Source organism: Aquiflexum sp., assembly GCF_041749095.1.
In the GTDB taxonomy this organism is placed as follows: domain Bacteria; phylum Bacteroidota; class Bacteroidia; order Cytophagales; family Cyclobacteriaceae; genus Aquiflexum.
In genome coordinates, this window is sequence record NZ_JBGTCA010000015.1 from 20,675 (window position 1) to 29,390 (window position 8,716).

An 8,716-nucleotide genomic window follows, 5' to 3' on the forward strand; every position below is an offset into this window, starting at 1 on the left:
ATGAATAGTTCAATTCAATAAACCTTCAAAAATATGAAAAATAAACTACTTAGTGTAATCTATATGTTATCCAGGTATTTCCTATATGGATTTTTGATCCAACTGATGGTATTTAACCTTGTAATTGCTACTGAAGTCAATGGTCAGTACAAAAGCATAGATGAAGTGAGTATCAGTTTTCAGAAAGAAAACTACAGTCTTGGCCAGTTTTTCAGCCAGGTAGAAAAGCAAACCCCTTTCAGGTTTTCGTTTGACAGAAAGGACATAGAAACTTCCAAGTCCATTGCATTTTCGCAAACCTCAGGAACTGTAGAGGAGTTTTTGCAGGATGTGGCGCGGCAAACCTTTTTGAGTTTCCGTCAGATCAATAACAACATAGATGTTAAAAAACAAAGAGATGCAGAAACAGCCTCTGTAATCGTCCAGGAACTGGTCACTGTAACAGGAACGGTACTGGACCACACTGGGGAACCCTTGCCGGGAGTAACCATCATTATAGATGGAACCAATACAGGTACCGTAACCAATATTGATGGTCAATATTCCATTGAGGTCAATGAAGGTGATGTATTGGTTTTCTCATTTGTTGGCTTTGAAAGGGTCAGAAGGATAGTAGGCAGTTCCAATGTCATTGATGTAACAATGGTCGAGGACATGAGTACTTTGGGTGAAGTGGTCGTGATCGGGTACGGTACCCAAAGAGAACAGGATAGGATTTCGGCAATTTCCAGAGTCAACGCCGAAGACATTGTCAAAACTCCTGCCACCAACGCCATGCAATCCCTACAGGGTAGAGTAGCAGGTGTACAGATAGTCAGCAGTGGTGCCCCTGGCGCATCTCCAACAGTTCGGGTAAGGGGTGTAGGATCATTTGAAGGAGGTGCTGCCCCGCTGTATGTTGTTGACGGAATGTTCTTCGACAATATTGATTTTTTGAATCCAAATGACATAGAAACAATGTCCATTCTAAAAGATGCCTCTGCAGCCGCAATTTATGGGGTAAGGGCTTCCAATGGTGTTATTCTGATTGAGACAAAATCAGGAAGCTATAACCAAAAGGCAGAAATAATATATGATGGTTATGTGGGTGTACAGAATCCACAAAATGTGCTAAAAATGGCCAATACCCAGCAATTTGCGCAATATGTGAACGAAACCGAAAGCCCTGCCGATATCGCATTTTTGAACAATGCCATCCAGAGATATGGCAGAAGCCGAATAGACCCCAGTTTACCTGATGTGAATACAGACTGGTATTCGGAAATCATGAGTCCCGCTTCCATACAAAATCATTCCCTGACATTTAATGGCGGAGGAGAACAAACCAGATACTCCATTGGTGGTAGCTATTTCGAACAAAACGGTCTGATGAATGAAAGGAGAAATGACTATAAGCGGCTCAACTTTAGAGTAAAATTGGATACTGACCTCAATAGCTGGATGACCGTAGGCGGTAACCTGAATATCAGTACGGCACAGCGGTACAATGCAGACGATGGTGCATGGTTCAGGGCTTACAATACAGTCCCCATCATACCAAAATATGACCCGCTTAATACCAATGCCACAGGTTCGGAACCCCCCTTGTCCAATGCGCAACAGATAGGCTATAGGGGAAACCAAAACCCTTTTTATAGCATTCTCTTTTCGGACAACAGGAATAATATTGCCAAGATCATGGGTAACTTATACGCTGATATGGAATTGCTTCCAAACAAAATTTCGTTCAGAACAGCCTATAATTATAATATAGACCAGATAAATACCAGGAATGTTAGTTTTGCTTATAGTGATGGGGTTACACAAAGACAATCTTCCCTTAACAGGAGTAATTTTACAAGGTATAATCAAATTTGGGATAATTTCCTCACATATACTGACAATTTTGGCTCGCATAATATTACTGCGGTATTGGGTCAGTCCTTCAGAAGTGAAACCTTTGAAAATTTATCTGCAAGAGGAGAAGGTCTTAACCCTGAACCGGAATTTGGTCAGGAACAGTTCTGGTACTTATCCAATGCAACCAATTATGACCTTAATGCTATTAGGGACGGTGGCGAAAGGCTGTTCTTCCAGTCATATTTCGCCAGGGTGGCCTACAATTATGACGATAGATTCCTGCTGTATGGTACCATCAGGAGGGATGGAAATAATAAGTTCCAACAAAAGTGGGGTAATTTTGCCACCATAGGGGCCGGTTGGGTGATTTCATCCGAGGATTTCTTCAATGTACCGGCAATCAGTTTCCTAAAAATCAGAGGCTCTTGGGGCCAGTTGGGTAATGATGGTATCAACCCCTCTGTAGGTGTTCCCACCTTGCAGGAAAATAATTTGGCCATCAATGATGTACTCATTATAGGTAGAAGGTTGAATCCGACTTTTGACCTGATCGACAGATGGGAAACAACCGTAGAAAGGAACTTTGGCCTGAATGCCACTATGTTCAGAGAGCGTCTTACCATTGAAGCAGATTATTTTATCAGAGATACGAGAAATCTTGCTGTAAGCATAATCCCTCCCGTTTTCAGGGCTACCGAAAGACGGAGTGTCGGAAGAATCCGGAATCAAGGCCTGGAACTTACTGTAAATTGGGATGAGCGGATCAATGACAATTTCTCTTATTACATAGGTGGAAATGTCACCACTTTGAAAAATACGGTTTTGGGTCTTGGTGGACCTAACCATTTGGATGCAGGCCAGGCTGAATTCCGTCAACGTTCTATTATAGGGCAGCCTTTTATGGCATTTTTTGGATATGAGGTTGATGGCGTGTTCCAAAATCAAGGTCAAATTGACAACAGTGGATACACCCAGGAATTTATCAATGACAACAGTCTTGTGCCCGGTGACTTCATATTCAGAGATCAAAATGGAGACGGAATCATAAATGATGAAGACCGTGTAGTTTTGGGTTCTTTCTTACCAACTTTGACTTATGGGGTGAATGGAGGTTTTAGGTACAAGAATTTTGATTTTTCAGCTTTATTTCAAAGTCAAAGAGGCCATAGCATCCTCAACAGAAAAAGAGGGGAGCTGATTTTCACTAATGATACCAACCTAGATGCGGAGCTGATCGACAATCTATGGCGGGGAGAGGGCACATCCAATGTTTATCCCTCAGCTTCCGGTCTCCGAAGGGGATGGAACCAGAACATGAGCAATTATTTTGTTGAAGATGGATCTTTCTTCAGGATACAAAATGTGCAGATGACCTATTCATTGATCAACCGGGAGGTATTTGGCATCTTAATGCCTTCTACCAGAATTACATTGACCGCTGAACGTCCGCTGACCCTGTTTAATTATAATGGGTTCAATCCGGAAGTTCCCAATGGGATTGACAGACAGGTATATCCAATACCGGCCATTTATACCGTTGGATTAAATGTAAAATTCTAACCTAATCGAAAAAAAATCATGAAATATATAAGATTTATAAAAAATACGATGGCCTTGATGATGGCCTTTCTGGTGACCACATCCTGTATGGATTTATTGGATGAGCCTCTCGAAAATCAGATTATTGCCGGTGATACAGATTACACGCAATCGGCCAATATGATCTTGATGCTTTATGGTGCTTATGGTGAGCTTTACCGTTCCCAATGGGAAACTTATACCCTACTTTCGGTCAGAGGTGATGATGTGACTGCTGCCGGGGATCAGTTCCCTTTGATTGAAACCGATGAATTCAGGTATGATAGGAATTTCTGGATGTACAATTCCGTATGGCTTAACCTTTATACTGATTTGATATACTGGCATGGAGCAATTGAGGAAATCAGAAAATATCAGGAAGCAGGAGCCAATCAATCCAATGCGGAACAGTATGTAGCTGAAATCAAGGTCATGCAAGGTTTTGAGCTTTTACAATTGGCTCGCACATGGGGAGCCATACTGATCCCGAACAGTTCCCAACCCGGTAAGCTGTTCGATATAGAAGTTTCATCCTTTGAAGCAGTCATGCAGCATATATCTGCACTGATGGATGAAGCTATCCCGTTGTTGCCATCTGTGCATCCCAAAGACCGCTCCGATGTGAGAGGCGGTGTTACTAGGGGTGCTGCTTTGGCAGTAAAAGCGATGGCAAATCTTGAACTCAAAAACTATCCTGCAGTGGCCGAAGCTACAGGTCAGATCATCAGCAGTAACCAATATCAATTGGAACCCGATTATTATCAGTTGTTCAAAATTCCCGGAAAATTAAACGCTGAAAATATCCTTGAATTTCAATATTCGGATTTTGGAACCGCTACGGGTACAAGGACTGCCTATCCATTTGTGACTTACGGACCGGCATCATGGACTCCTGCTGTTCCGGGTGCCTCTACTGGCTGGGGCTTTTTCGCTCCCACTCCCAAATACATCAAATTTATGCTTGACCGAGGAGAGCAGGAGCGACTTCAGACCACCGTTTTGTTCACCCCTGACGGTATGGAGGAAATCATGTCAGATCCCCAATATGCCACCTTGCCTGCTTGGGTTTCAAATGTGACGCCTGATGGAGACAGGTTCAACAATCATCCAAGATATAATTTCCTCAGTGGCAAGCATTACCTCCCTTCAACTCAGCTGATCCCTGGACGGTTTGGATATGGATCGAATAAAAACTTCACAGCCATACGATATTCTGAGGTATTGCTAATGCATGCTGAGGCATTGGTAAATGGGGCAAGCAGTTCGGTGCTATCTGCTGATCAAGCTGTAAACTTGGTAAGGGCAAGGGTTGGCTTGGGTCCACTTAACGGTGTCACGCTTGATGAAGTCTTGGATGAAAAGTTTGCGGAATTCGGTATGGAAAGCGGGATTCGGTTTTATGATTTAATGAGATATAACAGGGCTGCTGAACTAAACCATGGAGGCAGAAATTTCAACTTGGAAACTGATAGATATCTTCCTTATCCACTGGAACAGGAGAATATCCTTCCCAAGTTGAAAACAGGAGAGTAATAAAAATGAACAATAAAATGCAAGATTATGAAAAGATATAATTCGATAATAATAGTATTGGTGTTTTTTATCTTTAGCTGTAATGTCAGCTATATTGATGAAATTATAGCCGTAGATCCGGGACCGGATATGGAAGCTCCTGAGGTTACCATAATCTTCCCATTGGAAGGTACCCTGATAAGAGTGCCTGAAGAAGTCACCCCGATCAATATTAATTTTGAGGTGACGGATGATATTGAAATAGAATCGATAAGAATCCTCTTGAATGGAAATGAAATAGAAAGCTATAATGAGTTCCTGGATTTCAGAAGGGTTGCTAAGGTTTATAGGTATGAAACCCTTGGGAATGGAGAACATACCCTTACCATAGAGGCCAAGGATTTATCGGGAAAAACCACCACAAAGTCGGTGACATTTGAAAAAGTGGAGCCCTACACGCCCGTTTACGATGATGAGATTTTTTACCTGCCTTTTGATGGTGACTACATGGAACTGGTTTCCACCAAAAATGCAACTGTTCAGGGAAGTCCTGGATTTGCGACAGGTGTAATTGGTACGGCCTATGATGGCGCAAACAATGCTTACCTGACTTTCCCAACTACGGGTCTTCTGCATGATGAATTCAGTGCGGTTTTCTGGTACAATGTCAATGGTGACCCTAACAGGGCGGGAATTTTGGTAATAGGTCCCCCTGACACCAATAATCCCAACAATATGAACAACCGAAGAAATGGATTCAGATTGTTTAGGGAAGCAGCGGGGTCCATGCAACGGTTAAAACTCAATATCGGAAATGGAAATGGAGACAATTGGTTTGACGGAGGTGCTGCAGCAGATATAGATCCCGCTTCCGGAGAATGGGTACACATTGCATTCACGATTTCGCAGAGTAACGCCGCAGTTTACATCAATGGAAATGTTGTCAGTCAGGGAGGTTTTCCAGGGGTAGATTGGACAGGAACTGATATACTTTCCATAGGGTCCGGAGCTCCCAGGTTTACAGAATGGGGACATTTGTCTGATGGCAGTCTTATAGACGAATTGCGGATTTTCAGCAAAGCTTTGAGTCAGACAGAAATACAGGCAATCATCGATGCTGAAAGACCATAAACATTGACCATCCAAACCCAAAAGGGAATTCAGATAGGTATCTGAATTCCCTTTTATTTCCCAAAATCCCAGCTATGAGGAAATTGCTATTATTGTTGCCGGTTTTGTTTGTTTTAATCGGCTGTGAGAAACCGGAATCTGAAATCTCCCAGCTTACCTTGATTCAAGCAGATATTGGAGGCCAGGAAATCAGCCTATCAGAGCCCTACACACAAGACCTGCCCATTGACCGACCCATCACCTTACATTTTTCAGGTTCCATAGATCCTGCCTCGGTTGCAAACAACATTACACTTTTTGAAGGAAACCAAACTGTCAATATTTCAACAAGCCTTATTGCTGACAATAAAACCATCATTGTTTACCCTTCAGGAGTTCTAAAAACCAATACATGGTATAAACTTGTGATTTCTGAGACTCTATCAGGTATGAACCGTGGTGTTTTTGCCGGTAAAGATTTCAGTTTTAGGACAATTTTGGGAGCGCTTCAAGGCACTTTGGAGATAGCGGACGCACAGTTAACCAAAACGGGGCGGATAGTCGAGGTACCGTTAAGTTTCAAAGCCACACTCCAATTTTCAAATCCAGTAAACAGAAATACACTTCCAGCTGCTATTAGGCTGACTGGGACAAACAGTCCGGGATTGCAGTTTTCTTATTCAGAGGAGGACAGTAAAGTAGAGATAACCACTTCGGCCCCTTTGCAATACCTGACCAAATACAACCTCAATATTGCCAATTCCCTTAAAGGCGCGGAAGGAGAAGATTTTGCAGGATTGAACAGGACTTTTTTTACGGAAATTGACCCGGATCCAAAATTTCCAAAAATTTCTGAAGAGGCTTTGATGAATCTTGTTCAGGAACAGACTTTTAAATATTTCTGGGATTTCGCCCATCCAAATTCCGGTTTGGCCAGGGAAAGAAACACTTCGGGAAATCTGGTCACTATCGGAGGCTCAGGATTTGGTGTCATGACCATCTTGGTTGGAATAGAGAGAGGTTTTATAAGTCGGCAGGATGGGGTGGAAAGACTGGAAAAGATAGTGAACTTTTTAGGTTCTGCAGACAGGTTTCATGGAGTGTGGCCTCATTGGCTCAATGGCAACACGGGACTGGTAATCCCCTTCAGCCAAAGAGACAACGGAGGTGACCTGGTGGAAACGGCATTTATGATTCAAGGTCTCCTGACAGCAAAGGTTTACTTAAATGAATCTAACCCTCAGGAAAAATCCATTCAGGAAAAGATCACCCAAATTTGGCATGAAGTGGAATGGAACTGGTTTACCCGAGGTGGCCAAAATGTACTTTATTGGCATTGGTCTCCTGAATACAATTGGGAGATGAATCTCCGCATACTCGGTTGGAATGAATCCCTGATCATATATGTATTGGCCGCAAGTTCTCCGACCCACGCCGTTGAGAAACCGGTTTATGACAATGGCTGGGCCCGAAACGGGGCAATGCGTAATGGCAATACATATTATGGCATTTACCTTCCTTTAGGTTATGAATTTGGAGGTCCATTATTCTTTGCCCATTATTCTTTTCTGGGACTCGATCCCCGTAACCTTATCGATCAATATGCCAATTATTGGGAACAAAACAGAAATCATACACTGATTAATCAAGCGCATGCTGTACAGAATCCCTTGGGATTTGTTGGTTACTCTGAAGATTCCTGGGGTTTTACTGCAAGTGATAACCATTTAGGATACAATGCCCATTCTCCCACAAATGATATGGGAGTCATCACTCCGACCGCAGCCCTTTCATCCTTTCCTTATACTCCTGAGGCTTCGATGAAGGCATTGGAATTCTTCTATTATCAAATGGGTGACAGGCTTTGGGGTGAATATGGGTTTTATGATGCATTCAATGTTACTGAGGAATGGTATGCCAGTTCTTATTTGGCCATTGATCAGGGGCCGATCATACTGATGATCGAAAATCACAGGTCTGCATTACTATGGGATCTGTTTATGCAGGATCCGGATGTTAAAGCCGGATTGGAAAAGTTAAACTTTAATTATTAATCCAACTGATGATGAAAAGAAATTTGTTGTACCTATTGCTGATTCTGCTGACCACTGCTTCCTGCGCTGTAAAAAAATCAGGTACAGGAACACAGGAATTGGTAAGAATTTCGGACGATTCTCTGATGAACCTTGTACAGTACAGGACTTTCCAATATTTCTGGGATGGAGCCGAACCCACTTCAGGCTTGGCACGGGAACGTTACCATGTAGATGGAGAATATCCCCAAAATGACAAGCATGTGGTGACTTCCGGAGGGGGCGGCTTTGGGGTAATGGCTATTTTGGTTGGAATCGAGAGAGGCTTTATTTCCCGTGAACAGGGACGGGAGAGGTTGGAGAGAATTGTGACTTTTCTGGAGAATTCCGACAGCTTTCATGGTGTTTGGCCGCATTGGTGGAATGGGGATACGGGCAAGGTGAAGCCTTTCAGTCAAAAAGATGACGGGGGAGATCTTGTTGAGACCTCATTTATGGTGACCGGATTATTGACCGTGCGACAATACTTCAAAGACGGCAACGAAAATGAACAGGCCTTGGCAGAAAGGATAGACAAGCTTTGGAGAGCGGTCGAATTTGACTGGCATACCAAAGGGGGCGAGGATATACTTTATTGGCATTGG

4 protein-coding genes and 1 pseudogene are annotated in these 8,716 nt (G+C 42.9%); all 5 read left to right on the plus strand.

Annotation, left to right across the window (positions count from 1 at the left end):
* Positions 1–33: 33 nt before the first annotated feature.
* Positions 34–3,399, plus strand: a complete 3,366-nt coding sequence (locus tag ACEW8O_RS00900) for a SusC/RagA family TonB-linked outer membrane protein (protein WP_373492737.1) — start codon at positions 34–36, stop codon at positions 3,397–3,399.
* Between the two features lie 18 nt (positions 3,400–3,417).
* Positions 3,418–4,950 carry a RagB/SusD family nutrient uptake outer membrane protein gene (locus ACEW8O_RS00905; protein ID WP_373492738.1) on the plus strand — a complete coding sequence of 511 codons (1,533 nt, stop codon included), beginning with the start codon at positions 3,418–3,420 and terminating at the stop codon, positions 4,948–4,950.
* Positions 4,951–4,977: 27 nt separating this feature from the next.
* A complete protein-coding gene (locus ACEW8O_RS00910; RefSeq protein ID WP_373492739.1) occupies positions 4,978–6,060 on the plus strand; it encodes a LamG-like jellyroll fold domain-containing protein in 1,083 nt (360 codons plus the stop codon).
* Between the two features lie 74 nt (positions 6,061–6,134).
* On the plus strand, positions 6,135–8,093 hold the full coding sequence (locus tag ACEW8O_RS00915; RefSeq protein WP_373492740.1) for a glucoamylase family protein: 1,959 nt from the start codon (positions 6,135–6,137) through the stop codon (positions 8,091–8,093).
* Between the two features lie 11 nt (positions 8,094–8,104).
* Positions 8,105–8,716: pseudogene (locus ACEW8O_RS00920) on the plus strand (beta-glucosidase); the annotation flags it as partial.